The sequence below is a fragment of the Methylophilus sp. 'Pure River' genome, assembly GCF_046765995.1.
In the GTDB taxonomy this organism is placed as follows: domain Bacteria; phylum Pseudomonadota; class Gammaproteobacteria; order Burkholderiales; family Methylophilaceae; genus Methylophilus.
The window spans coordinates 1-24,546 of the sequence record NZ_JBKOUE010000010.1 but is presented as its reverse complement, the minus strand read 5'-3'; the positions used below and the strand labels follow the sequence as shown (position 1 = coordinate 24,546).

Here is a 24,546-nt window from a genome sequence, read left to right as displayed (position 1 = left end):
GCTTAAGCCAGTTGGTCGCCTATCGGCAGGCGGCGGAGTCGTTTACCAGTAGCGGCAAATACGGCATTGGCCACCGCAGGCGCCAACGGCGGTACGCCTGGCTCACCAACACCGCCCATTTTCTCGGTGCTGGCTACAATATGTACATCTACCTTGGGCATGTCTTTCATGCGTAACACCTGGTAATCGTGGAAATTGGATTGCACCACTTGCCCATCTTTAAAGCTGATTTCGCTGCTCAGTGCGGCGCCCAAGGCATAAGCCACTGAAGACTCCATTTGTGCCTTCACGCCATCCGGGTTGACCGCCAGGCCGCAATCAATCGCCACCACCACACGGTGCACTTTGACTTCGCCTTCTTTGACCGAAACTTCAGCCACTTGCGCCACATAGCTGCCAAATGATTCATGCACGGCAATGCCGCGGAACACGCCCTTAGCTAATGGTTTGCCCCAGCCTGCTTTATCGGCAGCCAGGTTGAGCGCTGCCAAATGGCGCGGATGGTCTTTAAGCAACTGGCGTCTGTAAGCCAGCGGATCCTGCTTGCTGGCATGCGCCAGCTCGTCGATTAGGCTTTCCATAGCAAAGCCAGAGTGGCTATGCCCAACCGAGCGCCACCACAACACTGGCACATCGCTCTGCACCGAATGTAATTGCACCAGATGGTTGGCCGTGCCTTTGACATAAGGTGAATCCGCCACACCTTCCACCGAGGTGGCATCAATGCCATCCTTGATCATCACGCCTTCAAACGGCGTGCCTTTGATGATGGACTGCCCGACCAGGGTGTGTTGCCAGGCCAATGGCTTGCCCTGCTTGTCTAGGGATACCGTTGCGCGGTGCACAAACATCGGCCGATAAAAACCGCCTTTAACATCATCCTCACGGCTCCACACGGTTTTCACTGGCAAGCCAGCGGCTTTTGCAACCTCGACGGCCTCAGACACAAAGTCCGCGCGCGGATTAGCGCGACGGCCAAAGCCACCGCCTAAAAACTGGGTATGAATTTTCACTTGTTCCGGTTTGAGACCCAGGATCTTGGCAGCAGAGGCCTGGTCCGTGGTTTGCATTTGCGTTCCGGTCCAGATGTCACACCCCTGCTCAGAAATTTTTACCGCGCAATTGAGTGGCTCCATGGGCGCATGTGACAAATAAGGCAATACATATTCGGCGGTCACGGTCTGCTTGGCCTGTTTGCTGCTGCTGGCAATATCACCCGCCTTGGCAGCCTGCACGCCTGGCTGTTGTGCCAACGCCTGGTATTGCTTTAATAAAGCCGCAGAGTCCGGTTTATCATGCCCGGCCAAATCCCACTCCAGTTTGAGTGCTTCGCGGCCTTGCTTGGCCGCCCAGTAATGCTCGGCAATCACCGCCACACCTGTCGGCACCTTGACCACCTTGATCACACCCGGTACTTTCAGCGTATCACCGTCAGCGACACTTTTCAGTTTGGTACCAAATACCGGTGCACGTGCCACCATGGCAACTTTCAGGCCGTCAAATTGCACATCCTGGCCAAACTTGGCGGTGCCATTAATTTTTTCTGCGCTATCCAGGCGTTTGGTGGCTTTGCCAATAAACTTCCACTCTTCCGGTTTTTTCAGCGTGACGCTGGCCGGTGTTGGCAACTGGCTAGCGGTTTCTACCAACTGACCATAACGCAACTTTTGGCTGCCGTTGATCACCGCCCCGTTTTCAGTGCGTAACCCAGCCACAGGCACGTTCCATTGTTTGGCAGCCGCCTGCATTAACAGCGCACGCGTTAAAGCGCCAGCCTGACGGTAGCGATCAAACTCTGACCAGGTGGTAGACGAGCCGCCGGTAATTTGTATGCCATAAGCGGTGTGAATATAAGCCGGTGCCGCAGGCGCATGCTCAACCTTGATCGTATTCCAGTCTGCATCCAGCTCATCGGCGATCAGCATCGGCAAGGTGGTCCACACGCCCTGTCCCATTTCACTGTGCGCCAGCATCACCGTAATACTGTCATCGGCACCTATGCGCAAGAATGCATTGGGCGCAGGCAACGGCATAGCCTCGGCCGCATTGGCCACACCCATAAAACGCTTGGCCTGCGGAATGCTGAACGCCACCACCAAGCCACCAGCGACCAGCGCGGTACTTTTAATAAAGCTGCGGCGAGAGAGATTAATCATATCGTTCATGGTGCCTCTCCTTAAGCCAGTTTGGCAGCAGCTTCGTGAATCGCTGTGCGGATACGTTGATAAGTGCCACAACGGCAGATATTGCCACTCATGGCGGCGTCGATATCGGCATCGCTGGGCTTGGGGTTTTGTTTGAGTAATGAGGTGGCAGACATGATCTGGCCAGACTGGCAGTAGCCACATTGCACCACATCAATCTGCTGCCAGGCAGCCTGCACGGCTTGCCCGACTTTGTCTTCCTGCATGGCTTCAATCGTGGTGATCTTTTTACCCACTGCAGCACTCACCGGCGTCACGCATGAACGGATAGCCTGGCCATCCAGATGCACGGTACAGGCACCGCACTGCGCCATGCCACAGCCAAATTTGGTGCCAGTCATGCCAGCCACGTCGCGAATCGCCCACAAAATAGGCATGTCTTCGCTGACATTTAACTCGGTCTCTTTGCCATTAATCGTTAGTTTCATCGGGTAGGTTCCTTGTGAATATCTGTTGTGCCTGGTGGCTAAACCAATCTGAACGTTGGCTATGATGAAAAATATACTAACATACACATCTGTATGTATGTGTATTTCATGCACGATAAAACAGGAAATTTAACGATGTTAAATTTTATCTACAGGCACGCTATATAAGACCGTATATAACGAAGGGGCTGAGAATTTACATCGTCATCACAACACGGCACAATCCAACTATCACACGCATCCGATGATGATAATCATCACATTCATTGAGGAGACCAACAATGAGTAAAGCCATCATTGTGCAACCCGGCGGCGGCTACCAAAACGTGACTATAGGCAATCGTGAAGCGGCCGCCCCCAAAGCAGGCGAGATCACGGTCAGGCTACATGCCAACTCGCTGAACTATCATGATTTTGCCGTGGTTAGCGGCATGTGGGGGCCGACTGAGCCACGCATTCCGATGGCCGACGGCGCCGGGGAAGTGATTGCCGTAGGCGCAGACGTCACTGAATTTAAAATAGGAGATGCTGTAGTCAGCACCTTCTTTCCCACCTGGCAGTCAGGTGAACCACTGGTTGAAGGCTTTGCCACCGTGCCGGGTGATGGCATTGATGGTTACGCCCGCGAGCTGGTCACCGCATCGGTATCATCCTTTACCCTGGCCCCCAAAGGCTGGAGCCATCTGGCATCCTCCACCCTGACGACTGCGGCCCTTACCGCATGGCGGGCCCTGATGGCAGATGACCACCTGAAACCGGGCGATACCGTACTCGTGCAAGGCACAGGCGGCGTGTCTATTTTTGCGCTGCAATTTGCCAAACTGGCTGGTGCCACCGTGATTGCCACTTCGTCCAGCGACGCCAAACTGGAGAAACTCAACGCCCTGGGCGCAGACCACCTGATTAATTACAAAAGCACGCCGCAATGGGGCACACTGGCGCGTGAAATATCGGGCGGTCGCGGCGTCGACCATATCGTCGAAGTGGGTGGTCCGGCAACACTGGAACAATCCATGCTTGCGGCCCGCGTCGGTGGCCATGTGTCGGTCATCGGCATATTGACTGGCCTGGCAGGCGATTTTCCACTGGTGACCGCACTTATCAAGCAATTACGCCTGCAAGGTGTGCTGGTCGGCAATCGTGCGCAGCAACAGGCCATGATCAAAGCGATTGATGCTAACGGCATGCAGCCTGTGGTAGATAAAGTATTTGCTATAGAGGAAATCGTGCAGGCGTTTCAATACCAGGAAACTAACCAGCACTTTGGCAAAATCTGTCTGCAAATTTAATGTTTTAACCGCGATGGATTGTCTGTCTATCGCCAAAAAATCATGACGATTGATTAATCACTTGCCTGCCGCAAGACTGATTGGCTGGCAGTGCCACCGCCATTTGTTTTGGCGTTGCCAGCTTGAGGTTAGCCATGAGCTGTACAAACGCGGCACGCGAAATTTGGCCACCCAGGCGCGAGTTATCCTGCTTTTCTTTACCGACCGTCGATACCGTTTGACCATGATAATCATGGCCGGGGTAGACCAGGGTGGCATCCGGCAGACTGAAAATTTGACGATGTACACTGTCGTATAGCTGACCGGCATCCCCCTGCTGAAAGTCAGTCCGGCCACAGCCATTAATCAGCAAAGCATCGCCGGTAAAAATACGGTCACCCAGGTAGTAACTGACGCAACCGTTGGTATGGCCAGGTGTGTAGCGCACCTCGATATGCAGTGACCCCACGCCCAAATGCATGCCATCGGTCACCAGCAGGTCACCGCAGAGCACCCCCGCATCACGGTGGACAACACTTTGGCTACCCAATCGCTGGCGTAGTGCATCCGCTGCAGTCACATGATCAGCGTGCACATGGGTTTCCAGCGTATAGGCCAGCGTGAGCCCCAGGCTATTCAAGGTTTCAATATAGCGCGCAACCTCACTTTCCACCGGGTCGATCAACACCGCCTGTTTGCTTTGCTCACACCCGAGCAGATAGGTATACGTGCAACTCTCTGCCTCAAAAAACTGTTGGAAAATCATGCGTCAGTGCCTCAGGAGAGTTTTATGAGAGACGGTGAAAAGCGAGTGATTAAAGCCAGCCGCGGCGCACGGCCAGCGTATATAGCGCCATGCCCACCAACATGCTGGCGACAAATATCCACACGGCAGAACCGCCAACCAAGAGCGAGGCGACCGCCGGACCAGGGCAAAAGCCAGCCAGGCCCCAGCCGGCACCAAACAGTAGTGCGCCTATGACCAACTTGCGATCCACCTGTTTCATGGCAGGTAACTGCATCGGCAACCCCAATAAGCTGCGCGATTGTTTAGCCGCCGCTTTAAACGCAAAAAATCCAACAGTAATCGCGCCCATCATGACAAACGCCAGTGAGGGATCCCAATCACCACTAATATCCAGAAACGCGAGGACCTTGGCAGGATTGGTCATCCCGCCCACAATCAAGCCCAGCCCAAACACCACACCAGCCAACCATGCCATCACAATGACCATCATGCGCCCCCTAGCCAGCCACCAGCACATGGCGCACCAGCCAAACCATCAGCATCGCTGTCAGCATAAACATCAGCGTCGCTACCAGCGAGCGTAACGATAAGCGCGACAAGCCACATACGCCATGACCACTGGTGCAACCTGACCCCAGTCGCGTACCAAACCCCACCAGCAAACCAGAGACAATCAGCCCGGGCGTACTGGTGACAATCTGCATGGCAGGCAAAGCTGTCACCAGCGCATACAGTAGCGGTGCCATCATCAGGCCAGCCACAAAAGCAAAGCGCCAGCCGCGGTCACCAGCAGTTGCGGTCCATAACTGGCCCACAATACTGCTGATACCGGCAATCTGGCCCAGCCAACGGATGAGCAACAAGGTAGAAAAACCAATCAGCAAGCCGCCGATCAGCGATGACAAAGGGGTAAACGTGGTCATGCGGGACTCAGTGTGAATGGTTAAATGTCAAAAGCTGGCTAATCAACTTCATCTGCCATATCTTCATGCGGCGTGGGCGAGTTGCGATTACATTCAAAACCTGCCTTTTCCAGCGTCACGCGGTATTCACAACTGGGCAAATGCCCTTCGAGACGGCCGTTGATCTGCGTGGTTTCCTGCTTGCAAAACACACAACGATAACGATGCGCCTGGCCTTCAAAATGCTCTTGCGGATAATCAATATAAAACAGACGTTTCATCATGGCCTCCTGATTTGCAACAGTGATCAGCCTATGCTACGCCGCCGACTGCGGGCTGGCAATACACAAAAAATAGCGTCCAGCAAGGTTGTTTGCTATTTATTTTTTGCGTGCAGATTTTAATCACCCCTGTTTTACATCATTAAATCATACACTTACAGCACTCACCCACAACACAACCAAAAAGTTATCCACAAAAAATGTGGACAGCACACAAGTGCCCCTGTTTTTACCGCTGCCGCAGCGGGCGTTGCAGCACTTGCGCCAACATGACCCCGCCCAATGCCAGGCTGGTGCCGGCCACAAAATAAGCATCTACTGGCGCCTGTAACCAGACGCTGGACAGGATGGCCGTCAAGACCGGTAACACATTCATAAACAAGCTGCAGCGCGCCGGGCCTATCAAGAGCACACCCTTAATCCAGAAATAAGGCAAGAGTACCGATGCCAGTACACCAGCATACAAAATCAGTGGCAACGTTTGCGAAGTGATACTGATAGCAGGCCGGGTAAGTAGCAATGCAAACCCCATACATATACAGGCGCTCACTGCCTGCATGCATGTCGATTGCCACACGGTCAGTGGCAGCGACCATTTACGGATCAGCACACTATAAAACGCATATACCCCGGAGGCCACCAACATCAGTACATCCCCCTCAGGTGCCCCCTCCTGCACCAGTGACATCAGGTTGCCATGCGCCACCAGAACGATAATCCCCAGCAAGGCGGTCAAACCGCCCATGACCATGCCCAAGGTCAGGACCTCACCCAGCAAGCAAGCACTTACCAGCATCGTCAGCAAAGGGTTCAGCGCCGTCATCACCGCCATATGATTTGCCGTGGTTGTCGATGCCGCCTGATAAGACAAACACTGATACAACGCCATACTGAGAAAACCCAGCACGGCCAGCTTGGGCAAGACTTGAATAATCACCGCCCGATCGCGCCAGATGGATGGCAGTATAAATGTCGCCATCACGGCCAGGGCAACCAGCAAACGGCAAAATGTCATCGCCAGCGGCTGGATCAATCCGGCAGCCAACTTGGAAACCAGGACATTCCCCGACCACATCATGATAGCCAGCAATGGAAAAGCAATCCCCTTCATGCACATCTTCCTGTCACGTTGAAAATGAACATGGTAAAGTGCAAAACCATCACCATCTCTCGACAATCAGTCAATCTTTATCTAAAAATGGACTTACTGACGCCAGCACACGATCAACATAAACCCTACGAACTGGCAACCATGCCGGTCACAGGCATGCGTGCTGATTACGCCAATGGCTGGCTGATTCCGCCCCACAGCCATTGCCGTGCGCAATTGCTGTACGCCATTCGCGGGGTGATGGCGATAGATGCTGACCATGGCCGCTGGATTGTACCGCCTACGCGCGGGGTATGGATCAAACAAGGCGAGTTGCACTCAGTGAAAATGCATGGTGACGTCAGCATGCATACACTGTTTATTGATGCGGATGCAGCGGCAGGCTTGCCCACTAGCACTTGTGTGCTGGATATCCAGCCACTGATGAAAGCACTGATTGTGGAAATTGCCCAGGCCGGTTTAAGTTATGCCCAGGATTCGCGCGAGGCCAGGATCGCACAACTGATTCTGGATGAGATCCAGTTATACCCGGCCCTGCCTTTTCATTTGCCCTGGCCCAGCTCGCCGCGACTAAAGCAAGTGTGTGAGCAAATGACGCAACAACTGGATGATGCCAGACCCTCGCAGGCGTGGGCGTTGCAGCTGGGCATTAGCGACAAATCGCTGCATCGGCATTTCAAGCAGGAGACGGGCATCACCTTTGGCCAATGGCGTGAACAGGCACGTATGCTTAAAGCGCTCGAAGCCATTGCCCAAGGGCACAAACTACTGCATGTGGCGCTGTCTGTAGGCTACCAGAGCCAAAGTGCTTTCTCAGCCGTATTTAAAAAGCACTTCGGCCTCAGTCCGTCAGCCTACTATCAAAACCTGCCAGCGAAATAAGCGGCCATGCACTAACCACGGCTATGCAGCGCGGCAATTTCCTGGATATCCAGGTCGCGCTCCATCATATGCAGCAACTCATCATGAATCTGGCCGGAGCGATGCAGTTTAAGCAGCTCCTCGCGCCCAGCAGCCACCGCGGCCAGCACCACATTAAAATGGGCTTTACGGATATCGTCCGGCAACATGGCGTCATTTTTATGCTTGTCCGACAAGCTCTGGCGATAGCCATATTGTTCCAGCAAACGCGGGTGTTTCAGCACACCTTGCTCGTCGTAAGCCAGCTTGTTCACCACTGCATATTGCGCCTGCTCTATGCGCGCCCAGGTTTGTGGCTCATTTAAATAAACCCGTTCATGTGCCGTGGCTTTTAATTTGAGCACGCGGATGATCCAGCCGATGGTCGTCCCCTGAAACAACACCGTCACCAGGATGACGGCAAACGCACATAGCAGCATCAGGTCCCGCCCCGGCACTTCGGCAGGCACGGCCAGCGCCGCCGCCAATGTGACCACGCCACGCATGCCAGCCCAACTGGTGACAAACGATTCGCGCCAGCTACTTTGCGCCTGTGAGGCACGCTTGCTGAACAACCTAGCCAGGCCATCAACGGCAAACACCCAGACAAAGCGTGACACAATCACCACCGCCAATACCAGCAACACTTCCATGCTGTAATCGGCGATGGATTTGCTGCCTTCGGCAATGCGATCCCATACACCACGTAACGAGAGGCCAATCAGGATAAACACCAGCGACTCAAAGACAAAAATCATGATTTCCCAAAAAGCAGCACCACGACGTCTGGCAGTGGCGGTCATGATTTCGTGCTGGTGCCAACCCAGCATCATGCCGTAAGTGACGGTAGCGATCACGCCTGACACGCCAATATGTTCGCCGACCACATAGCAAATCCAGCCCGGCAAGGCAGAAGCGAGAATCATCAGCTCGGTGTCGTGCAGATAGCGCAAGGTTTTATACACCAGATAACCAAACGCGCCACCGAGCAAGATGCCACCGACGCTGAGCCAGGCGAATTCTTCAATCGCGCCAGTCATGGAAAACACGCCGGTGAGCATGGCCACAATCGAAAACTTGTACAACACCAGTCCGGTGGCATCATTGAGCAGGCTTTCCCCCTCCAGCAATACCAGCAATTTGCGCGGCAATGCCACCCGTTGCAACACCGCCTTGGCGGCGATGGCATCCGGCGGCGACACAATGGCGCCTAAGGCAAAACAGGCCGCCCACGGCAGCGCCGGGGTCAGGCTATGCAGCGCCAACCCCACCACCAAAGTAGTAAACAGCACGGCGCCTATCGCCAGCAACAAAATACCCGCCAGATGACGCCTGAATTCGTGCCAGACCGTGAAATACGCGCCCGCCATCAGCAGCGGTGGCAAAAAAACCACCAGCACCAGCGCAGGGTCAATTTCAAACGCAGGCAAGCCCGGAATAAAGGCGATCAGCGCCCCGCCGATGAGTTGCGCTACAGCAGGTGGCCAGCGTAATTTCTTTGCCAAGACTTCCAGCGCAATAATCGCTACCAGAAAAAATAAAATCAGATTGAAATAGAATTCGTTAGACATAAATTAGCGATGCGCTGGCATCCACCCGCGGGCAACCAGCAATACTTTCAAAGACAAACACACAAAAACGAGGCAGATCGACGTCCTCTACAGACGCTGAACGAGTGTAATGGAAAACATAGGCAGAGGTTTGATTTAAACAGGTAAAACCTGTTTAACCCGCAGCCCATAGCATGATTGTCTTTCGTCAGGCACAGTATGCACAAATGGTTGGCCACACATTGCAAACATATATTTACATATGTTATAAAAGCAGTGTTTAATAGCGGCTCCAAGGTTCTTATCGTATTGCGCACCAACCACCGGGAGTCATCATGCCGCAGTATTTGGCAGCCATGAAGTTAGACTGGAAGCTCTTCTGGCTGCTGGGCCTGCTAGCAACAGGCTGCCTGCCACTGCTCAGCCCGTTGGGACTCAGGGATAGCTGGTATTTTTTTATCGCTTTATTAAGCGCAGCTGCGATCTGGCTAGGCATTTGGCAACAACGCCCGCAGCCCTCCCGGCCATGGCAACAGTTTTCCATCGCCATTAGCGCCCAATGCCTGGGCGGACTCATAGAAGCCAACACTGACGCCAGTGGCGCTTTTGGCATGCAGCTATCGCTGGCAGATATATGCTTGCTCACCGGGCACCTGACGCTGGTCAATAGCTTGTGGCTGCTGGCCTGTCATCAACAGCCACAATTTCCGCGCCATGGTTTTTTTCAGGGCTGGATTCTGGCCACCAGCCTCATGCTGATCGGCTGGCAGTTTTTGTTTTTACCTACCATCCTGCAACATGGCTTTTCGCTAGACCGGCCACAGGTCTTTCGCATGCTATATCCATCGCTGTCATTTGTAGAACTGGGCATGTTGCTGTGGCTATGGATCAGTAGTGCTGCCTATGCGTCGCGGGTGTTTATACAGCTCTGCCTGGCCATCCTTTTTTTTGCCATCGGCGAATGCATTTTTCATGGTACCAGCAATAGCCTGGCGGTGCCGCACGACATCAACCTCATGTTCTGGCTCTTGGGCTATGTCAGTTTTGGCAGTGTCGCGCTACACCCAGCGCTGGCGCAACTTGGCCAACCACGTGCCAGTGAAGACGACCGTCATGCCAACCATATCCTGACACTACTCTTACCACTGGCAATGCTGTTTCCAGTCGCCTTGCTACTGCGCTATTTCCAGGCGCTGCATCCGGCCACCATCGGCATTCTGTTGGGATTTTTTATTGTGTTCATCATCGGCTGGTATCAACTCAGAACCACCATGCGCAATATCATCGAGGTGAAACAGCAACTGCTACAACAAAATCGCACCGACTACCTGACCGGCATTCCTAACCGCAACTATCTTGAGCAGGTGGTTGAAAACAGCCTTTATTCCACGCGCGCATTGCCGCACAGCCTGAACGCCATGTTGCTGATGGACATAGACGGCTTTAAGGCTTTTAACAATATTTTCGGCTTTGGCCTGGGCGATCTGATTTTAAAAGCGGTGGCAAAAAGGCTACATCATGATAGCAAAATCCACGGTGACCACTTTGCCCGCGTCGACGGGGATGAGTTTATTTTGCTCATGCTCAATGTGCCTGAAAAAGCCATGGTCGAACACCAGGCCTGGCACATTCACCACTTGCTTGAGCAACCTTTTGTGGTCAATGGCTTAACCGCCAAGGTCAGTTGCAGCATTGGCATCTCCATCGCAGACTCTTTCACCAAACATACGTTTTCCAATATGCAAAGAGAAAGTGAGCGTGCACTCCTATGGGCGAAAGAAAACCAATCGCAAGTAGAGTTTTACCAAGCCATCCGCGATAAAACAAACGACAAAAGCTGGGTGATCAGTGAGTTTCGGCAAGCCATTTATTATCGGCAGATTGTGGTCTACTACCAGCCCAAAGTACGTTTGCAAACACTCACAGTGATGGGCGTAGAAGCACTGGTGCGCTGGCAACACCCGGTGCGCGGACTGATCATGCCTGGCGAGTTTGTGCCGCAGATTGAGAACACCGACCTCATCCATACCCTGTTCAAACTGGTGCTTCATGAGTCTACCCGACAGTGGCAACACTGGCACCAACAGCAGTTGGACCTCACCATGGCCTTGAATGTCACCGCCCGCGACCTGATGAATTTTGACCTGGAAAAAGAGGTGGCACAAGCGCTGGAAAAACATGCTACGCCTGCCAACCGTATAGAGGTTGAAATTACCGAGTCCAGCGCAATTGCCGACCCCAGGCGCGTGAAAAAGCTGTTGTCGGCGTTGATTGCCCTCGGCGTCAAAATCAGTATTGACGACTATGGCACCGGCTATAGCTCACTGCTGTACCTGCAACAATTGTCTTTGCACTACCTCAAAATAGATCAGCAATTTATCCGCGAAATGCACCACGACGCTTCCAGCCTGGCCATCGTGCGCTCCACGCTGGAGCTGGCAAAAAACCTGCAGATAGAAGTGATTGCCGAAGGCATACACGCCATTGCCTGCTTACAACAACTCGTCGCCATGGGCTGCTATGGCGCTCAAGGATTCCTATTTTCAGAACCACTGCCCGCCAGCGAGATTCCCGCCACCGTCAGACGCATCCAGGCCACGCGTTATGAACTCGACTAAACAAACAGGCTCTAATCATTATGCACATTAAATTGACGGCAAAATTTAGTTTAATATGTCGTCAGTCACGCAATAAACTCGCAGGAGGCTGTATGTTTGCACTGAAAAAATGGCTCTGGACGCAATGGCAGAAAATACGTGGTGCCGACCGCGCCTATGCCAAATACCTGGCGCACTTTCAACACTACCAGACACAAGTCGTCGATGACGCACTGCAACAATCGCTCAATATCCAGCCCATGAGCAAAGAAGCCTTTTTAAAAGCCTGGCAAAACAAAGGCTTGAAACCAGCAGGCAAATCCTGCGGCTGCAAAACGGGTGGCTGCTGCTAGGATATTCGCATGGACATGATTAAAACCCACTCTGGCAAACTGCGTGCGATGGGCTACGACGCTGGCAAACGCCTGCTGAGGGTAGAGCTCGAAGATGGCAACGCGCTGGAGTATGCCAATGTGGGTGAAAGCATTTGGCGCAATTTAAAAAACGCCAGCGCAGCATGGAGCTACTACCGCGACAATATTGAAGAAGAATTCACGGCCAACCGCGTGTCCAGCAAGCCTTTATCTAACGGTAAAAATCCGCTAGATGACTTATTTGGCTAGGCAACAGGCGTCACAGGCTTATCTAAGGCCTGCCACAACAAATACACGCGGCAATCAAACTCATATTGCATATAGTTGGGCTCCATATGCAGACACAACTGGTAAAACGCCTTGTCATGGTCGCGCTCTTTCAAATGTGCCAGTTCATGCACGACAATCATCTGCAAAAACTCCAGCGGTGCCGTTTTAAAAAACGCAGAAATACGGATTTCTTTCTTGGCCTTGAGTTTGCCGCCCTGCACACGCGAAATTGCGGTATTCAAGCCCAAGGTCTGCTTTTCAATTGTCAGTTTGTTATCGAAATGTACTTTGTCGAGCAAAGGCGCATTTTTTAAATAGCGCTGTTTGAGTTCAATACAAAAATCATACAAAGCCTTATCGCTTTGAATCGCATGCACCTGCGGATAGCGCTGTTGAATATACGTCCCCAACTGCCCCTGCGCATACAACTGCGTGATCTGCGCGCGTAAATGCGCCGGGTAACCGGGAAGATATTGTTGAATCAATGCAGCAGACATGCCGCCATTTTAAAGAGCCATCATCATTGAAACAACCCAGACATGCTGTTTGTGACCAAGTGACACACACGCCGCAAACTTTGCAGCCTTTAAATGACTCCAACCTTCAAGGCCTTGATATAAGCTAAACACAGACGGTCAAAGCCTGTTAGAGTAAACACATCTTGTAAAGGGGATGCATCATGAGCAACGAACTCAAAGAAGCCAAACTGGAAGCACACTTAGAAGCTGTAGATAAACACAAAGCGCTGCTAGAAAAACTGCACCTCAACGGCAATGCGCACCTGGACGAAGTGAATAACTCGTTACAGGAGCTCACCCTGACCCTGGAAGAGTATTTAAAGATTATTGGCATTCCCTAATCCCCCTGTCAGGCACGCCCCTGCTAATAAAAATTCGCGGCAAACAATGGCCAGCGCATTGCATTTCCAACGATGACATGGATATACTTGAGCATCAATAGAATAAAGTATCCGTAACACGCTTTTCAGCAACATTCGCAGTTAAATTCACACTCGTCAGACAAGTTTTTGTTGGTTCAAAAGGGGTCTGTCATGCATGATGACATTGGGGATATTGAACGGGCAAATATGCGCTTTCGCCAGGTGGTGGAAGCCGCGCCGACCGCCATGGTGATGGTGAACAACACCGGCGTCATCGAAATGGTGAATACCCAGACAGAGCTCATTTTCGGTTATAGCCGGGCCGAGCTTCTGGGCCAACTGATAGACATCCTGCTCCCGGAACGTTTCCGTCGCCAGCACCCACATCACCGCGCTTCCTTCTTTTCTGACTTAAGCCCACGCGCCATGGGCAGCGGTCGCGATTTATTTGGCCGCCGTAAAGATGGCAGCGAGTTCCCGGTAGAGGTCGGCCTCAACCCAATTGAAACCGATGATGGCATCAAAGTGCTATCAGCCATTACCGACATCTCCGCCCGCAAGCGCATGGAAGAGCGCTTCCGCCAGGTGGTAGAAGCCGCCCCCAATGCCATGGTGATGGTGAATAAAACCGGCATCATCGAAATGGTCAACAACCAGACGGAAAGCATTTTTGGCTACAGCCGGGACGAGTTACTGGGCAAAACCATCGACATTTTGTTACCTGAGCGCTTCCGTCACCAGCATCCGCATCACAGAGCGTCTTTCTTTTCTGACCTCAGCCCGCGCGCCATGGGCACCGGCCGCGACCTATTCGGCCGCCGCAAAGATGGCAGTGAGTTTCCGGTAGAAGTCGGCCTCAACCCGATTGAAACCGATGACGGCGTCAAGGTCCTCTCTGCCATTACCGATATTTCTGCCCGCGTGAAAGCCAGTGAAAAACTGGCTGAGCACCGTGATGAACTGGAGCGAAGCAATAAAGAATTGGCAACCTTTGCCTATGTCGCCTCACATGACCTGAAATCGCCATTGCGCGGCATCTTCCAGATTTCACACTGGATAGAAGAAGATCTCAACAATGGCCAGATCGACGCGATTCCACAACACATGAACTTGTTACGCGGGCGCCTGCGCCGGATGGAACGCTTGCTGGATGACCTGTTGGCTTACTCACGTGCCGGACGCATGGAAGGTAGTGTCAGCCAGGTTGACCTCGGCAAATGGGCGCAAAACATTTTTGAGCTGCAAGCCCCGCCAGAAGGCTTTACCCTTGAAGTCGCCACAGACCTGCCCACCTTGACCACCCTCGCCACGCCATTAGAGCAAGTGCTGCGTAATTTATTTACCAATGCCATCAAACACCATGATCAGTCGCAAGGCCGCATCCAACTCAGCTGGAAACTTGCCGGTAAAAACTACTATGAATTCAGCGTGACCGACGACGGACCAGGCATTTCGCCAGAATACCAGGAGCGCGTCTACATCATGTTTCAAACCCTGCGGCCGCGCGATGAGGTAGAAGGCAGCGGCATGGGATTAGCGCTAGTGAAAAAGATTGTGGAAACCTACGGCGGCCAGACCAGCATTGCATCCGACGGTATCCGTGGTTGCTCCATCCGTTTTACCTGGCCCATCAATATAGAAGAGAGACTGACGCGTGCAAATCTTGCAGAAGCAAAACTATAAAGAAGTCACCCTGCTTATTGTGGATGACGATGACATTGACGCCATCGCCCTGGAACGTGCACTGCGCAAATTGCGGCTATTAAACACCGTGCTGCGGGCGCGTGATGGCCGTGAAGCGCTGGAGTTATTGCGTACTGGTGCCGTGCCAGCACCCTATATTATTTTGCTAGACCTCAATATGCCTCGCATGAACGGCCTCGAGTTTTTGCAAACCTTGCGCACCGACCCTTTGCTGACCCATGCCGTGGTCTTTGTGCTCACCACCTCGAAATCTGACGAAGACCTGGTCGCTGCCTATCGCAACCACGTCGCAGGCTATGTCTTCAAACAACATATGGACCGGGATTTTCTTGAAGTCATCGGCTTTATTGAGCACTACTGGCGACTGGTCGAACTCCCGGTCACAAAGGAATAACAATGCGATTGCTACTTGTGGATGACGATGAACTGGATCGGATGGCGGTAATCCGCGTATTGCAAAACCCCAAGCTGGTTAAAGACATCGTGCAGGCAAATACCGCTGTGAGAGCGCTCAAACTTTATGATGAAAATCACTTTGATGTCGTCCTGCTCGATTACCGCTTGCCCGACATGGAATGCCTGGATGTCTTAAATCAACTCACGCAACACACCGACAAGCATGCCGCCGTCGTCATCCTCACCGGCATGGAAGATAACGAAGTGATAGAACGCAACTGTATCTTTGCCGGCGCGCAAGACTTCCTGCTGAAAAAAGAGTTGTCTGAGCGGCACCTGACCAAGGCCCTGGTACACGCGCAGGCACGCCATGCCCTCAACAGCAAACTTATTGATACCCATAAACGCCTCAAATACCTGGCCGAAAACGACCCCATGACCGGGCTATCCAACCGCTATTATTTTGAAGAGCATTTGCGCGGCGCGATTCAACGCGCCCATCGCCTCAACTTCCAGCTCGGCCTCATTTACCTCGATATTGATAACTTCAAACTGATCAACGACAGTTCAGGCCACGACTCCGGCGACCAGCTATTGCAGCAGATTGCACAGCGACTACTCGCCGTTGTGCGCGACGGCGATGTGGTGTGCCGCCTGGGCGGTGACGAATTTGCCATCGTCGTCCACGACCTGGATACCGAAACCTCGGTCGGTGCGCTGGCTCAACGGGTGCTCGAAAGCGTGCGCGAGCCGATTATCATCAACAACACAGAACATTTTGTCACCTGTAGCATAGGCATTGCCACCTATCCCAAGTGTGCACTCACTGCAGAAGACATGCAAAAGCACGCCGACCTGGCCATGTACCAGGTCAAACGCGAAGGCCGTAATGGCTTTCATTTTTACAGCGAAGACCTGCAAGACCAGATTCTGCACAGAATCATGCTTGAAAGCGAACTGCGTTCGCAACGCCTGCAAAACCAGTTGGTGCAATATTATCAACCAGTCATCGATGCAAAAAATTTCCAGGTGTGCGGCGCTGAAATGCTGGTGCGCTGGAACCATCCGGTCAAAGGCCTGCTACCGCCGATTGCGTTTATCGACATTGTTGAGGAACTTGGCTTTTTAGCGGCTATTGACGCCCAAAACAGGCGGCTGGCGTGCATGCAGGTCGCGCAATGGCGCAACGATGGGCTCATCAACAACGCGTTTGTATTAGCGGTGAATGCCAGTGAACAACTGCTACAGCAAGAGAGCATGTACCAGGACATTCAAAATGACTTGGCAGCCACAGGCCTGCCGGGCGCATGTCTGTCCATAGAAGTCACCGAGAGCGTACTGGTATCAGACTTTGAAAAAGCGTCTGCCGTATTAAATGACCTCAAAGCCTTAGGCGTACAGGTCGCGCTCGATGACTTCGGCATCGGCTACTCATCCATGTCTTATTTAAAACGCCTGCCCGCCTCTGTGTTGAAAGTAGACCGCTCTTTTGTGCAAAACGTGCCAGAAAGTGAAGCCGACAGCCGCATCCTCAAAGCACTGATTGTCATGGCAAAAAGCCTGGATCTCGACGTGATTGTAGAAGGCATAGAAACCCTGGAACAAGCCAGCCTGTGCCGCGAGCTAGGCGCGGATATGCTGCAAGGCTACCTGTTTGCCAAACCGCTGTCACCGGATGACTTTGCCGCCTTTTTAAACGGGCACGACCCTGCCGCTTATCAGCGTAGCCTGCCTTAAACACAACATTTCAGCGTCAGTTCAATCGCAGTGACCGGCCTTGCCCGCCTGTCGTGCTACACTCAACTCCATTATTCAACCAAGCAACAACCATGATTCAATACAATCCCAAAGACTGGCTCACCTTCATCTTCCGCTTTCACGAGTCAGATACCTTCCGCCAACTCATGCCCATGATGGCGCTCATCGGCGCTTATGCCGGTGGCATTGCCTACCTTGAAATCGAGTATTGGAAGCTGGCCGACAGCAGCCATGTGAAAAACCTCTCATTAATCCACACCACTGTTGGCTTTGTACTCTCATTATTGCTCGCCTACCGCACCAACACCGCCTACGACCGCTGGTGGGAGGGCCGCAAAGCCTGGGGCGCGCTGGTCAATAACAGCCGCAACCTGTCAATTAAACTGTCAGCTTATTTGTCTGATGAAAGCGACCGCGATTTTTTTAAAAAAATCATCCCGACCTACGCCGCCGTGCTGTCGAAACATTTAATGAATGAAGACGTCAGCAAAATGCTGTTTGACGGCCTCGATTTAGAAATCGACCACCACGAACACCACCCCAACCAGATTGCGCAACGTATCTTCCAAAAAGCCAATGAGCTCTACACCAGCGGCAAAATCACTGGCGACCAGTTTTTTATTATTCACGAAGAACTCAAGTCGTTTACCGACGTATGCGGCGTCTGCGAGCGCATTAAAAATACGCCTATTCCGTACTCTTACAGCGCGTTTATCAAAAAATTCATCTTCTTTTATGTGATGACGCTGCCGTTTGGCTTCGTGTTCAGCCTGGGCTACTACGTGATCCCGGTGGTGGTATTTATCTTTTATGTACTCGCCAGCCTGGAACTGATCGCCGAAGAAATTGAAGACCCGTTTGGCACCGATACCAATGATTTGCCCACGCCAAAAATGGCCGCAAACATTCAAAAGCACGTGGAAGAGTTACTTTGAAATAACGACCTTAGGAGTCAGCCTCATGGAAGCGTCATTACACACACTGAACAACCTATTCGCCCAACTCGGCTTGCCTGCGAGTGATGCAGAAATCGAAAGTTTTATTCAAACGCACAGTCATTTGGCAGGCTACATTTCACTGGCTGACGCACCATACTGGACACCAGCACAAGCCGCCTTTTTACGTGAAGAGATTTTGAAAGATGCTGATTGGGCAGAGGTGATCGATCAGTTGAACGCCAGGTTGCATGCGAAGTAAATCCGAAGAAATCTAAATAAAAATATCTTCTTAATGCCTTATATCATCATACTCATCGTTGCCTTCATGATTCCAGGCTTTGCGAAAGCGGAGGCCGAGCTAATATTCGACAAAGCTCAATTTGATGAGACAAGTGCGGATTACGATAAGAAAATCAATCAAAGCGAAAAGTTAGCAAAGTTATTTGCAAGTAACAAAAAGACCTTTCCAAATGCAACAAACCTTCCCGATCCAGAAGAAGCTAATAAGAAATATCAATCCCCAAAGATGCTCTCTGTCAGCGCCCCCGTATACTCACGAGAGTTAAGACGCTCTGGACAGGAGGGTCGTGTTGAGGTCATTCTGTTAATCAGTGAAACAGGGGACGTTATTGACGCTTTGATATATCAATCGACCAATAACAATTTAAATGAGGCTGCTATTCAATCAGCTCAAAGCTGGAAATTTACACCTGCATCGTTAGATGATGTATTTCGTCAGTCGGTAGTGATTGCGCCAATAAGGTTCGAGCTAAATAACAAGGAGCCTCCTCCCAGAAAACCTCGTGCATTTGACGCTCAATTACCCACTGTCGACTATCTCCATTAGTCCTAAAAACTTTCTACCTCACACTGAACATCTCTTCCACTCACCTCTGCTTACCCATCAGTGAGCAGTGATCAAAACTGCATAAAAATGCCTGACTATTTCGCGGCATTTGAATTTCAATCAGATTTAGTTATAGTTCTTAAAAAATCCTTATAAGGCTTAATGAATGAAAGCTATTTCAGTCGGGTGTTTGTTTGCTTTAGTCACGCTTCTTTCGGGCTGCGTTACTAATAATATGACGGGCAGATCGCAATTGATGATTGTGTCTGAAGATGCAGCCATCAATAAAAGCTCCTCACTGTATAGCTCGATGATTGACGCTTACGATAAAGAAAAGAAACTCAGTGGTGACGTTGAAACGAATCAGCGTGTGCAAAAAATCACCAACAGGCTTGTAGAACGTGCCGTCTTGTATAAGCCAGAATCGCAAAAATGGAAGTGGCAAGTGAATGTCGTTGAGTCCGACGAGATTAATGCGTTTTGCATGGCTGGCGGAAAAATGGCGGTATATACCGGCCTGCTAGAAAAGGTCAAACCGACAGACGATGAGCTGGCGCAAGTCATGGGCCACGAAATTGCGCACGCACTGGCTAACCACACCGCAGAAAAAATGTCGGTCGATATCCTGACCAAAATTGCCGTCGCAACAGTCACCGTGGCGGTCGCCGCATCGAGCAACGGCACGCAACAACAAAATAATAACAATGTGCAAACAGCCAACCAGTTAGCCATTCTTGCCGGGGGTGCATTTGTCACACTACCTAACAGTCGTGGCGCAGAAACCGAGGCGGATAAGCTGGGGATCGAAATTGCTGCACAGGCAGGTTACAACCCGGCCGCCTCAGTCACATTGTGGGAAAAAATGATGGAGGCCACCGGCAATAAAAGCAAAGGCGATTTTTTAAGCACACACCCTTCCCCTCCCAACCGCATCGAAGCATTAAAAGCCCTGCAAGAACCCATGCTGAAAATTTACGAAGTCAGATTGCCCGTCTATGCCGACTACAAACCTGAGTACAACTATGTAAGAACCGCCAAAAATGATTGGCTGGAGAACTCGTCCAATGTCAGGGTCATTGAAGAAGGCAAATCCAGCCTGGTTGATCCACCAGCCATAGACGCCACCAAAGCCATCGCATTTTATTCCAGTGACTTTGAAGCCTTTAAGGCAGGCACGCTCGAAATGAAATGCGAAACCTGTGGGCTTAAGTTTTATATGAATCAAAGTGACTTAAAGGGGCTGCACAGCAAACAAGACTGGCGAGGTTTAGTGCATAAAGTCATCAACATTAACTATATGTTTGACCTCTCCTATTACTATTTGGCCCAGGCCGCATACGGCATGCAGAATAATCAAGCTGGCGATATATACATGGCCAAAGCGAGAGAATTGGCAACTACCGACAAATACGCCTGTGCCACAGCCAAGATGAATAAATGCGGGGAGATTAAAATTGCTGAAGAAAACTGAGGCATCTGCTGCCAGCAACTAAACAAACACTTTAAACAAAAAAGCCGCGACTGGCGGCTTTAGTTTTTTAAACTGATTAATCGAGATAGAGTCCTCAGCTGCAACCATTTTAATGGCTTGGTAAAGTGAGTCAGGTAATCGAATGCTCAATATGGTCATAAACGCTGCTTTAACCTTGCAACTACATCCATTCTTTCATGCAAAATCGCCAAAATAATTGCCGGCCCCTGCGCTTTAGGCAGGCAAAAAATATAATGCTTGCCAGATAAAGCCACTCGCAGCGTCGGTAAGAGCTCATCCATCACCTTAAACACACCATTACCCGTTGCCACTGCCTCTGCCTGCTTTTCCAACGCTGCCACATAACGGCTACATTGTGCCTCACCCCATTCATTGAGCGTATAACGCACAACTTCCCTAAGGTCAGCTTCTGCGCTTTTGGTGAGTATGTAAGTTTTCACGCAGCCTTGCCTGATTGCATTACGTCAGCAGCAATTTCAGAAATACTCTTATCAGACACCTCTCCACGACCAGCTTCTGCTGCACGAGTCGCCAAGAGTGACCTCAACCCAGCCAAACCATCCTCATCCCCAGCTTGAGGCAACAAACGCTCCAGCGCATACTCTTTAATAGTTTTACCCTGCAAAGCCGCCATCGCTTTTAAAGCCTGATGTTGTTGGTCAGTGATATCAATTGTTAGCCTACCCATACTGTACTCCTTTTAAAAACACAAACCCACATTATCACAAATGTGGGTTTGTGTAAAAATGAAAAATATATTAACCATAAAACTAGACAACATATTAAACGCGCAGAAAAAACCCACATTGCAGTGATAGTTTTTTAAAATGTTTAGTGCTTTACCCCAGCCAACGATGAGTGCATCACCATGACCTATGATTTCAACCTGCCACCAACCTACACAACCGCACGGCTACAAAACCTCAGCGCGCCAGAACAAACCAGGCTGTTGCCGCAAGTGTTTGCGCTAGCCAGAGAACAATATCCAGAGTGGCCCGCTGAGCAATTGCAAAACTGGCTCGATGCCTTGGCGGGCGGTAATGGCAACGGCACCAAAATGGCGGTTTCTGTGGTGCTGGATACGCAAAATGAGGTGGCCGCCACCAGCGCAATGGAGTTGTATGACAATGGCACAGCCATGATCAACTACAGCCTTGCCAGAAAGAATGCCGAGAACCACTCTTTCCCCAGTTACGCGGCGCTTATCTACGCGGCCACTAAAGACATGGCGGCAGGCATTAAAGAACTACAAGCACGCGGTGAAACCATCCACTTTGTGGGCAAAGAGCATCATTTACAAAGCCTGCGCGCCATTGCTGGCTATTATGCCGTTGGCAACGTGCCAATTGATGGCCCGACCTCACTGCTCACAGCCGAAGTGAAATATTTTGAAGTGGCCTATGGCGACCCGAAAGAGGTAGAAAACCAGACCAGAGTTGACCATGCATTTATGCTGGCAGACCCGAAAGCGGGTTATACGCAAGAGGAAGATGTGCACCTGTGGCTGTTGGGCGACTTTACCCCCAGCGACCCTAACAAGCCTCTGGCCGAATTGCTCAGGGCACTGGCGGAAAGCTACGCCAAAGAGCACAGCATCTTCCGCGAAAAAGATGTCCGTTTAGACCCCGGTTATATTTCGCTAAACCAGCTGGCTGACCATTTGCCAGCCACAGCGACCTATCAACAAGCAGTGCTCGCTTCCGCACTTGGTGCCGCTCAGCGGATGGGCTTGGCTGGATAAAGCACTTATCAAAACGGCTCAAGTCTGAGACTATTATTCGACGCAAACCCATACACAAGGAACAGGCATGGCGCAAATAGAAAGTGGCTTTTTGGCAAAGTTACTCACCAAAACGATGTTCACCGCGGTGATGCTATTCGCGCTGTGTGCGGTCAGCCTGGCGCAGGCAAACACTTTAGAAGAAGCCAAACAGAAGCTATCGCAAAAAGACTATGCTGGTGCCCACGCGATTTATCTGTCACTCGCCAATCAAAACGATGCCAAAGCCTGCTACAACCTGGGCCTGATGTACCAGGATGGCGATGGCGTCAGCAAAAACATGGATGAAGCGGTCAAGTGGTTCACAAAATCGGCAGAGTTAAATTACAAAGAGGCACAGTACACGCTGGCCTCACTGGTGTTTCAGCGCCAGATTCAAAGCATCAGTTACCCGCAAGCGGTGACCTATTACGAGCAAGCGGCCAAACAGGGGCATGTGAAATCGCAACTTAATTTGGGCATGCTGTATTTGCGCGGTGATGTGATTGCGCAAGATATGCCCGCCGCCGTGCAATGGTTAAACCTAGCCGCGAGCAACAACAATAGTGAAGCCCAAGGTTATCTAGCCGACTTATACCAGCAAGGCGCTGGCGTTGAGCAGAGTACCGTCAAAGCGGCGATGTGGTTGATGCTGGCCACGCAAAACGAAGATAAGCGCTTTGTGACTCGCCATATGAAAATGCTGAGTTATCTTTCTGCGCAAATGACCGAAGAACAAAAGGCCGCTGCCACAAATTTGGCAGGGCAGTGTAAAAGTCAGCAGCTACAAGGGTGTTAAGTACGAATAGGCTCGAAAAGTTTGCAAGCTCTAAACCCAGCAGCTTCTGCTGCTTCGCTGGTCAGGTGAAACTCAACATTTTCAGGACGGGCCGGGCGAGCGCCACACGATGAACGGCAATAAACACTCGTGGTTTTGACTGAATAATAAAACTGACCATCTGCTTGAGCATCCCTCGCCAGTACTTGCCACCAGCGCGGGTCATTTAAGGTTTTTTGTGCTGCTGCATCTTTCGTTTTTGAACTCAACATATCTTGATCTCCATGTGATAAGTGAAAGATACAAGATCATGCAATTCAAAAAACTCTCACTCTTGCTTTGGAATTCTACTCAACTCCACTTTAGAGTGAGGATGTTGCAATAGTAGAAACTCAGCGCTGGTCAGTAGTGCGCAACTTAACTTTCAGCTTCGCTAGCTGACACTAATAAATACTTTTGATTATCTAAAAAATCCTTAATCTCAGTAGATAAAGTATCAATGCTATGACGCACTGCAGTTATATAGTTCTCAATGTTCTCTTGATTTATAACAAACGAATTTTCTCCATGAGCAATCGAATTTCTAATATTTACCAATCGATCAATATGCTGTAAAAAATCAGAATTGAACGATTGAAAGTTAAAATTAAAGGTTGCACAAAGCTCCTCTAAAACAGCCTTGTTTAGATTTGACTTGGTATTTATTTTTGTGGTTATTTTTATACTGTCTTTTAGCAGTGACTTAAACTCATTTGTAAAACTGACTCTTTGACCGAATGATTGTTTGCCACTTAATGTCTTATATTTCTCACTAAATGCGAGCACTAATAAATTAGTAGATGTATTTTCTGAAATTAATTCTAGCGTGTTTAAATGGGTTATCACTATTTTTAATGCACTTACAACAAACCCTTCCCAATGTGCATAGATCATCGGCACACACATTCGACACCAAAGCTCTGAATCAACATTTTCCGAGTTTAGCTTAAACTTAGTAAACTCATTTTCACGCCATTTATTTGACTCTACGATTTCCTCTAGTACATTAGTCACTAGCAAAAATCTCCAGTGCCCTGTCCATTCGGTTTCTAATACGTGTATTAGAAAATGTACTTGTACCAATGCTGTTATATTGAGCATCTGTAGTTAACACTTCAATTTTATGAGCTACAGCTGCCTCATTACCCATGATGGACGGATAAACTTTAGGAAGAGCATACGCAATTGAATCAAAAAGATGTAATGCAAATCCTCCGTTGGGCCTAAAAACACTTTTCCCAAATGTGTGAATCGCCACTAATTTACTAGACACCTTTAAGCCGTAATAATGGCAATAAAAGAAAGGTGCAGTATGAGTGGTA

Annotated in this window: 29 protein-coding genes; 15 read left to right on the top strand and 14 right to left on the bottom strand. The window is 50.6% G+C overall.

Annotated features, from left to right (window positions below):
• Positions 1-2: 2 nt before the first annotated feature.
• Both ACIDE9_RS12235 and ACIDE9_RS12230 read right to left on the bottom strand, forming a co-directional pair.
• Positions 3-2,165, bottom strand: coding sequence for a molybdopterin cofactor-binding domain-containing protein (locus tag ACIDE9_RS12235; protein WP_411995031.1), 2,163 nt, complete (start codon positions 2,163-2,165; stop codon positions 3-5).
• A gap of 11 nt (positions 2,166-2,176) precedes the next feature.
• Positions 2,177-2,632 (bottom strand): (2Fe-2S)-binding protein, encoded by a 456-nt coding sequence (locus ACIDE9_RS12230; RefSeq protein ID WP_411995030.1) that lies wholly within the window; start codon positions 2,630-2,632, stop codon positions 2,177-2,179.
• Positions 2,633-2,913: 281 nt separating this feature from the next.
• On the opposite strand from ACIDE9_RS12230, the gene ACIDE9_RS12225 reads away from it, so the two are divergent.
• Entirely contained in the window at positions 2,914-3,921 is a 1,008-nt protein-coding gene (locus ACIDE9_RS12225; protein ID WP_411995029.1) for a zinc-dependent alcohol dehydrogenase family protein, read from the top strand.
• 40 nt (positions 3,922-3,961) lie between these two features.
• Here ACIDE9_RS12225 and ACIDE9_RS12220 read toward each other — a convergent pair whose 3' ends face one another.
• The 5 genes from ACIDE9_RS12220 to ACIDE9_RS12200 all read right to left on the bottom strand — a co-directional run bounded on the left by ACIDE9_RS12220 (position 3,962) and on the right by ACIDE9_RS12200 (position 6,942).
• On the bottom strand, positions 3,962-4,666 hold the full coding sequence (locus ACIDE9_RS12220; RefSeq protein ID WP_411995028.1) for an MBL fold metallo-hydrolase: 705 nt from the start codon (positions 4,664-4,666) through the stop codon (positions 3,962-3,964).
• A 49-nt stretch (positions 4,667-4,715) separates the two neighbouring features.
• Positions 4,716-5,135 (bottom strand): DUF6691 family protein, encoded by a 420-nt coding sequence (locus ACIDE9_RS12215; protein ID WP_411995106.1) that lies wholly within the window; start codon positions 5,133-5,135, stop codon positions 4,716-4,718.
• A 10-nt stretch (positions 5,136-5,145) separates the two neighbouring features.
• Complete coding sequence (locus ACIDE9_RS12210; RefSeq protein ID WP_411995027.1) at positions 5,146-5,571, bottom strand: YeeE/YedE family protein; 426 nt, start codon at positions 5,569-5,571, stop codon at positions 5,146-5,148.
• Positions 5,572-5,609: 38 nt separating this feature from the next.
• Entirely contained in the window at positions 5,610-5,834 is a 225-nt protein-coding gene (locus ACIDE9_RS12205) for a hypothetical protein (RefSeq protein WP_411995026.1), read from the bottom strand.
• A 226-nt stretch (positions 5,835-6,060) separates the two neighbouring features.
• Positions 6,061-6,942 (bottom strand): DMT family transporter, encoded by an 882-nt coding sequence (locus ACIDE9_RS12200; RefSeq protein ID WP_411995025.1) that lies wholly within the window; start codon positions 6,940-6,942, stop codon positions 6,061-6,063.
• Between the two features lie 30 nt (positions 6,943-6,972).
• On the opposite strand from ACIDE9_RS12200, the gene ACIDE9_RS12195 reads away from it, so the two are divergent.
• The gene (locus ACIDE9_RS12195; protein WP_411995024.1) at positions 6,973-7,824 is read left to right on the top strand and encodes an AraC family transcriptional regulator; all 852 of its coding nucleotides are present in this window, start codon (positions 6,973-6,975) and stop codon (positions 7,822-7,824) included.
• Positions 7,825-7,835: 11 nt separating this feature from the next.
• On the opposite strand, the gene ACIDE9_RS12190 is transcribed toward ACIDE9_RS12195, so the two are convergent.
• On the bottom strand, positions 7,836-9,413 hold the full coding sequence (locus tag ACIDE9_RS12190; RefSeq protein WP_194740239.1) for a Na+/H+ antiporter: 1,578 nt from the start codon (positions 9,411-9,413) through the stop codon (positions 7,836-7,838).
• 314 nt (positions 9,414-9,727) lie between these two features.
• On the opposite strand from ACIDE9_RS12190, the gene ACIDE9_RS12185 reads away from it, so the two are divergent.
• The 3 genes from ACIDE9_RS12185 (at position 9,728) to ACIDE9_RS12175 (ending at position 12,612) form a co-directional block, all read left to right on the top strand.
• A complete protein-coding gene (locus ACIDE9_RS12185; RefSeq protein WP_411995023.1) occupies positions 9,728-12,010 on the top strand; it encodes a putative bifunctional diguanylate cyclase/phosphodiesterase in 2,283 nt (760 codons plus the stop codon).
• Between the two features lie 92 nt (positions 12,011-12,102).
• Positions 12,103-12,342, top strand: coding sequence for a hypothetical protein (locus ACIDE9_RS12180; RefSeq protein ID WP_194752683.1), 240 nt, complete (start codon positions 12,103-12,105; stop codon positions 12,340-12,342).
• 9 nt (positions 12,343-12,351) lie between these two features.
• A complete protein-coding gene (locus ACIDE9_RS12175; protein WP_411995022.1) occupies positions 12,352-12,612 on the top strand; it encodes a KTSC domain-containing protein in 261 nt (86 codons plus the stop codon).
• On the opposite strand, the gene ACIDE9_RS12170 is transcribed toward ACIDE9_RS12175, so the two are convergent.
• Positions 12,609-13,130 (bottom strand): YgjP-like metallopeptidase domain-containing protein, encoded by a 522-nt coding sequence (locus ACIDE9_RS12170; protein WP_411995021.1) that lies wholly within the window; start codon positions 13,128-13,130, stop codon positions 12,609-12,611. The two genes, ACIDE9_RS12175 and ACIDE9_RS12170, sit on opposite strands and share 4 nt — an antisense overlap.
• 182 nt (positions 13,131-13,312) lie before the next feature.
• On the opposite strand from ACIDE9_RS12170, the gene ACIDE9_RS12165 reads away from it, so the two are divergent.
• The 8 genes from ACIDE9_RS12165 to ACIDE9_RS12130 all read left to right on the top strand — a co-directional run bounded on the left by ACIDE9_RS12165 (position 13,313) and on the right by ACIDE9_RS12130 (position 20,627).
• Positions 13,313-13,492, top strand: a complete 180-nt coding sequence (locus tag ACIDE9_RS12165; RefSeq protein WP_194752678.1) for a hypothetical protein — start codon at positions 13,313-13,315, stop codon at positions 13,490-13,492.
• Between the two features lie 192 nt (positions 13,493-13,684).
• The gene (locus ACIDE9_RS12160) at positions 13,685-15,196 is read left to right on the top strand and encodes a sensor histidine kinase (RefSeq protein ID WP_411995020.1); all 1,512 of its coding nucleotides are present in this window, start codon (positions 13,685-13,687) and stop codon (positions 15,194-15,196) included.
• Complete coding sequence (locus tag ACIDE9_RS12155) at positions 15,168-15,611, top strand: response regulator (RefSeq protein ID WP_019881049.1); 444 nt, start codon at positions 15,168-15,170, stop codon at positions 15,609-15,611. Before ACIDE9_RS12160 ends, ACIDE9_RS12155 begins: the two co-directional genes overlap by 29 nt.
• 2 nt (positions 15,612-15,613) lie before the next feature.
• Positions 15,614-17,350: a putative bifunctional diguanylate cyclase/phosphodiesterase gene (locus ACIDE9_RS12150; RefSeq protein WP_411995019.1), complete on the top strand. Its 1,737-nt coding sequence runs from the start codon at positions 15,614-15,616 to the stop codon at positions 17,348-17,350.
• 92 nt (positions 17,351-17,442) lie between these two features.
• On the top strand, positions 17,443-18,306 hold the full coding sequence (locus ACIDE9_RS12145; protein WP_411995018.1) for a bestrophin family protein: 864 nt from the start codon (positions 17,443-17,445) through the stop codon (positions 18,304-18,306).
• A gap of 25 nt (positions 18,307-18,331) precedes the next feature.
• Positions 18,332-18,568 carry a DUF2789 domain-containing protein gene (locus ACIDE9_RS12140; RefSeq protein ID WP_411995017.1) on the top strand — a complete coding sequence of 79 codons (237 nt, stop codon included), beginning with the start codon at positions 18,332-18,334 and terminating at the stop codon, positions 18,566-18,568.
• Between the two features lie 33 nt (positions 18,569-18,601).
• Positions 18,602-19,156 carry an energy transducer TonB gene (locus ACIDE9_RS12135; protein ID WP_411995016.1) on the top strand — a complete coding sequence of 185 codons (555 nt, stop codon included), beginning with the start codon at positions 18,602-18,604 and terminating at the stop codon, positions 19,154-19,156.
• 235 nt (positions 19,157-19,391) lie between these two features.
• On the top strand, positions 19,392-20,627 hold the full coding sequence (locus ACIDE9_RS12130) for a M48 family metallopeptidase (protein WP_411995015.1): 1,236 nt from the start codon (positions 19,392-19,394) through the stop codon (positions 20,625-20,627).
• 155 nt (positions 20,628-20,782) lie between these two features.
• Here the strand turns inward: ACIDE9_RS12130 and ACIDE9_RS12125 are convergent, their stop codons facing one another.
• Complete coding sequence (locus ACIDE9_RS12125) at positions 20,783-21,088, bottom strand: type II toxin-antitoxin system RelE/ParE family toxin (protein ID WP_411995014.1); 306 nt, start codon at positions 21,086-21,088, stop codon at positions 20,783-20,785.
• A complete protein-coding gene (locus ACIDE9_RS12120) occupies positions 21,085-21,336 on the bottom strand; it encodes an antitoxin (protein WP_411995013.1) in 252 nt (83 codons plus the stop codon). The genes ACIDE9_RS12125 and ACIDE9_RS12120 overlap by 4 nt, the downstream gene beginning before the upstream one ends.
• 180 nt (positions 21,337-21,516) lie before the next feature.
• Between ACIDE9_RS12120 and ACIDE9_RS12115 the strand changes: the two genes are divergently transcribed.
• Complete coding sequence (locus ACIDE9_RS12115; RefSeq protein WP_411995012.1) at positions 21,517-22,389, top strand: hypothetical protein; 873 nt, start codon at positions 21,517-21,519, stop codon at positions 22,387-22,389.
• Between the two features lie 67 nt (positions 22,390-22,456).
• Positions 22,457-23,206 (top strand): tetratricopeptide repeat protein, encoded by a 750-nt coding sequence (locus tag ACIDE9_RS12110; protein ID WP_411995011.1) that lies wholly within the window; start codon positions 22,457-22,459, stop codon positions 23,204-23,206.
• On the opposite strand, the gene ACIDE9_RS12105 is transcribed toward ACIDE9_RS12110, so the two are convergent.
• The 3 genes from ACIDE9_RS12105 to ACIDE9_RS12095 all read right to left on the bottom strand — a co-directional run.
• Positions 23,203-23,457, bottom strand: coding sequence for an Ada metal-binding domain-containing protein (locus tag ACIDE9_RS12105; protein WP_411995010.1), 255 nt, complete (start codon positions 23,455-23,457; stop codon positions 23,203-23,205). The genes ACIDE9_RS12110 and ACIDE9_RS12105 overlap by 4 nt on opposite strands.
• A gap of 145 nt (positions 23,458-23,602) precedes the next feature.
• Complete coding sequence (locus ACIDE9_RS12100) at positions 23,603-24,238, bottom strand: MAE_28990/MAE_18760 family HEPN-like nuclease (protein ID WP_411995009.1); 636 nt, start codon at positions 24,236-24,238, stop codon at positions 23,603-23,605.
• Positions 24,231-24,546, bottom strand: a 316-nt coding sequence (locus ACIDE9_RS12095) for a hypothetical protein (protein WP_411995008.1), incomplete at its 5' end; no start/stop codon positions are given. The genes ACIDE9_RS12095 and ACIDE9_RS12100, both read right to left, overlap by 8 nt.

Bases quoted from the DNA above. Each gene is read 5' to 3' on its own strand.
- ACIDE9_RS12235 (WP_411995031.1), bottom strand. From the start codon at position 2,165: ATGAACGATATGATTAATCTCTCTCGCCGCAGCTTTATTAAAAGTACC.
- ACIDE9_RS12230 (WP_411995030.1), bottom strand. From the start codon at position 2,632: ATGAAACTAACGATTAATGGCAAAGAGACCGAGTTAAATGTCAGCGAA.
- ACIDE9_RS12225 (WP_411995029.1), top strand. From the start codon at position 2,914: ATGAGTAAAGCCATCATTGTGCAACCCGGCGGCGGCTACCAAAACGTG.
- ACIDE9_RS12220 (WP_411995028.1), bottom strand. From the start codon at position 4,666: ATGATTTTCCAACAGTTTTTTGAGGCAGAGAGTTGCACGTATACCTAT.
- ACIDE9_RS12215 (WP_411995106.1), bottom strand. From the start codon at position 5,135: ATGGTCATTGTGATGGCATGGTTGGCTGGTGTGGTGTTTGGGCTGGGC.
- ACIDE9_RS12210 (WP_411995027.1), bottom strand. From the start codon at position 5,571: ATGACCACGTTTACCCCTTTGTCATCGCTGATCGGCGGCTTGCTGATT.
- ACIDE9_RS12205 (WP_411995026.1), bottom strand. From the start codon at position 5,834: ATGATGAAACGTCTGTTTTATATTGATTATCCGCAAGAGCATTTTGAA.
- ACIDE9_RS12200 (WP_411995025.1), bottom strand. From the start codon at position 6,942: ATGAAGGGGATTGCTTTTCCATTGCTGGCTATCATGATGTGGTCGGGG.
- ACIDE9_RS12195 (WP_411995024.1), top strand. From the start codon at position 6,973: ATGGTAAAGTGCAAAACCATCACCATCTCTCGACAATCAGTCAATCTT.
- ACIDE9_RS12190 (WP_194740239.1), bottom strand. From the start codon at position 9,413: ATGTCTAACGAATTCTATTTCAATCTGATTTTATTTTTTCTGGTAGCG.
- ACIDE9_RS12185 (WP_411995023.1), top strand. From the start codon at position 9,728: ATGCCGCAGTATTTGGCAGCCATGAAGTTAGACTGGAAGCTCTTCTGG.
- ACIDE9_RS12180 (WP_194752683.1), top strand. From the start codon at position 12,103: ATGTTTGCACTGAAAAAATGGCTCTGGACGCAATGGCAGAAAATACGT.
- ACIDE9_RS12175 (WP_411995022.1), top strand. From the start codon at position 12,352: ATGGACATGATTAAAACCCACTCTGGCAAACTGCGTGCGATGGGCTAC.
- ACIDE9_RS12170 (WP_411995021.1), bottom strand. From the start codon at position 13,130: ATGTCTGCTGCATTGATTCAACAATATCTTCCCGGTTACCCGGCGCAT.
- ACIDE9_RS12165 (WP_194752678.1), top strand. From the start codon at position 13,313: ATGAGCAACGAACTCAAAGAAGCCAAACTGGAAGCACACTTAGAAGCT.
- ACIDE9_RS12160 (WP_411995020.1), top strand. From the start codon at position 13,685: ATGCATGATGACATTGGGGATATTGAACGGGCAAATATGCGCTTTCGC.
- ACIDE9_RS12150 (WP_411995019.1), top strand. From the start codon at position 15,614: ATGCGATTGCTACTTGTGGATGACGATGAACTGGATCGGATGGCGGTA.
- ACIDE9_RS12145 (WP_411995018.1), top strand. From the start codon at position 17,443: ATGATTCAATACAATCCCAAAGACTGGCTCACCTTCATCTTCCGCTTT.
- ACIDE9_RS12140 (WP_411995017.1), top strand. From the start codon at position 18,332: ATGGAAGCGTCATTACACACACTGAACAACCTATTCGCCCAACTCGGC.
- ACIDE9_RS12135 (WP_411995016.1), top strand. From the start codon at position 18,602: ATGCCTTATATCATCATACTCATCGTTGCCTTCATGATTCCAGGCTTT.
- ACIDE9_RS12130 (WP_411995015.1), top strand. From the start codon at position 19,392: ATGACGGGCAGATCGCAATTGATGATTGTGTCTGAAGATGCAGCCATC.
- ACIDE9_RS12120 (WP_411995013.1), bottom strand. From the start codon at position 21,336: ATGGGTAGGCTAACAATTGATATCACTGACCAACAACATCAGGCTTTA.
- ACIDE9_RS12115 (WP_411995012.1), top strand. From the start codon at position 21,517: ATGACCTATGATTTCAACCTGCCACCAACCTACACAACCGCACGGCTA.
- ACIDE9_RS12110 (WP_411995011.1), top strand. From the start codon at position 22,457: ATGGCGCAAATAGAAAGTGGCTTTTTGGCAAAGTTACTCACCAAAACG.
- ACIDE9_RS12105 (WP_411995010.1), bottom strand. From the start codon at position 23,457: ATGTTGAGTTCAAAAACGAAAGATGCAGCAGCACAAAAAACCTTAAAT.